At 47.7% G+C, this 2,118-nt stretch carries 3 protein-coding genes and 1 pseudogene; 2 read left to right on the top strand and 2 right to left on the bottom strand.

The features are described 5' to 3' along the window. Window positions 1–433: pseudogene (locus tag Q0546_RS05295) on the bottom strand (glutamate 5-kinase); the annotation flags it as partial. A gap of 55 nt (window positions 434–488) precedes the next feature. Between Q0546_RS05295 and Q0546_RS05290 the strand changes: the two are divergent. Together Q0546_RS05290 and Q0546_RS05285 are read left to right on the top strand one after the other, a co-directional pair. Next, a complete protein-coding gene (locus Q0546_RS05290; RefSeq protein ID WP_298056008.1) occupies window positions 489–692 on the top strand; it encodes an iron chelate uptake ABC transporter family permease subunit in 204 nt (67 codons plus the stop codon). After that, complete coding sequence (locus Q0546_RS05285; RefSeq protein ID WP_298791185.1) at window positions 689–1,450, top strand: ABC transporter ATP-binding protein; 762 nt, start codon at window positions 689–691, stop codon at window positions 1,448–1,450. Before Q0546_RS05290 ends, Q0546_RS05285 begins: the two co-directional genes overlap by 4 nt. On the opposite strand, the gene Q0546_RS05280 is transcribed toward Q0546_RS05285, so the two are convergent. After that, complete coding sequence (locus Q0546_RS05280) at window positions 1,451–2,104, bottom strand: winged helix-turn-helix domain-containing protein (RefSeq protein ID WP_298791183.1); 654 nt, start codon at window positions 2,102–2,104, stop codon at window positions 1,451–1,453. Window positions 2,105–2,118 lie beyond the last annotated feature (14 nt).

Genomic DNA, 2,118 nt, shown 5'->3' with positions numbered 1-2,118 from the left:
CGACGGGGTCGTTTTCGTTGATGACGGGGATGATTTTTTTAGCGAGCAGTGAGCGTAGGACGCTGCGCATATTTAGGTAGCGGCGACGGTCGCTAAAATCATCTTTGGTTAGCAGTAGTTGCGCGACCTTTTTGCCATGCGCCCAAAATAAAATTTGATAAAGATGTATGAGCGAAACCTGCCCGATGGCGGCCAGAGCTTGCTTTTCAACGATGGATTTTGGCTTGTGCGCGAGCTTCATCTGTCCCATGCCCGCACCCACGGCGCCCGAGGTTACGAAGACCACTTCGGCATTTTCGTTTAGCTCGCTTAAATTTGCCACGATTTGTTTGATTTTATCCTCATTTAGCGAGCCGTCCGCGTTTGCTAGCGTTGAGGTGCCGACCTTTACAACGATGCGTTTTACGCCGCCCAGAAGCTCTTTTCTGTCCATTTTATCGCTCCAAAATTTTTGAAAATTATACCCAAAACGGCTTATTTTAAATTTTATGTTTTTACAACTAGGCGAAGAGTTTAGTATAAAAGATATACGCGGCACAATGGCCAAGATCGCCTCTGCGCTTGAACGAGTCGATACGCTCGCGCGCACGGTAGCGATGGCTGAGATTCCCGTAGGCATCATAACCTCTTTGGTGGGCGCACCCTTTCTCATCGCGCTTTTAAGAAGCAAGGCAAAGGAGCTGCTAAAATGATACTGCAAACGAAAAATTTATCCTTTAGCTACGGCGAATTTGGGCTCGAAGACGTAAGCATCGAGATCAAAAGAGGCAGCATATGCGGACTTTTGGGCACAAACGGCAGCGGCAAGAGCACGTTTTTTAACTGCTGTATGAAATTTCTAAGTATCAAAGGCGGCGAAATTTATGTGGGTTCGCAAAATACGAAGCACAAAAGCCCCGCATGGATGGCTAAAAACATCGCCTACGTCGCGCAGCACACCGAGCTGCATTTTCCGTTTTTCGTAAGAGACATCGTTCTGATGGGGCGCTCCACGCACGTAAAGAGCCTATTTGGCTTTAGTAAAGACGACAAAAGGGCGGTAAGCGAGGCGATGGAGTTCATCGGCATCTCGCATCTAGCGGATAAAAAGATGAACGAGCTTAGCGGCGGGCAGCGGCAGCTCGTTTTTATCGCTAGGGCGCTCGCGCAGAATACGCCGCTCATCTTGCTTGATGAGCCGACGTCCGCGCTTGATTTTAAAAACCAGATCACGCTTTGGAAAATTTTAAAAAAGATCGCTGCGGGCGGCAAGACGATCGTCATCTGCACGCACGAGCCAAACCACATCCTTTGGTTTTGCGACGAAGTGATAGTTTTCCGCGACGGGCGGATCGTCTCAAAAGGCAGCGTCTCACAGGTTTTAAACGACGAGCTGCTGGCTAAAATTTACGGCGACGTCTGCACCTTTGAAAGGCTCGCGCAAAAAGAGGTGATCCTGCCTAAGCTCTAGCTACTCCTCCAAACTATACCCGATACTGCGCACGGTTTTTATTAGCTCAAACGGTAGCTTCGCGCGCAGCTGGCGCACGAGCGAGCGCAGGCGATCGGACGAGACCTCTTCGTCTTTATAGATACTCCACTCAAGCTCTTGGATCGTGACTACGTGCGGGGCGTTTTTGGCCAAAATTTCTAAAAACAATCCCTCTTTTTTGCCCAGCATTATACTTGTGCCGTTTATGTGCAGAGTGAGGCTGTTTTTGTCGTATATAGCGCCGTTTTTTAGCTCAAATTTGCTCCCAAGTAAAATTCGGCAGTTTCTAAACACGCGAAACAAAAACTCCTCGGGCAAAAAAGGCTTTACCATAAAGTCGTCGTATTTGGCGTAGTAAATTTTCTTGTAAAGCGCGGGGATGGCCTTATCTATAAGGATCATAACGGGAGTTAGACTCCCGTTATCTCGCAGAAATTTGACCGACTCAAAATTTGCCAGATCCTTCGTCTTTACGTCGATGACGTAAAAGATGTAGCGGTTGCCGCTATAATAATCCTCTTTTAACTCGCTTAAATTTTCAAAGCGAACTATGCGGATGTTAAAGCGGTAAAGCGCGGCGTTGAGACTTAGCTGCATCTCCACGTCGTCGCTAACGAGCAAAATTTTCTTCATTTTAGCCTACTTTT

Source organism: uncultured Campylobacter sp. (assembly GCF_937997465.1).
In the GTDB taxonomy this organism is placed as follows: Bacteria; Campylobacterota; Campylobacteria; order Campylobacterales; family Campylobacteraceae; genus Campylobacter_A.
The sequence above is the reverse complement of the archived record's forward strand: the minus strand, read 5'-3'. Positions and strand labels throughout refer to the sequence as shown.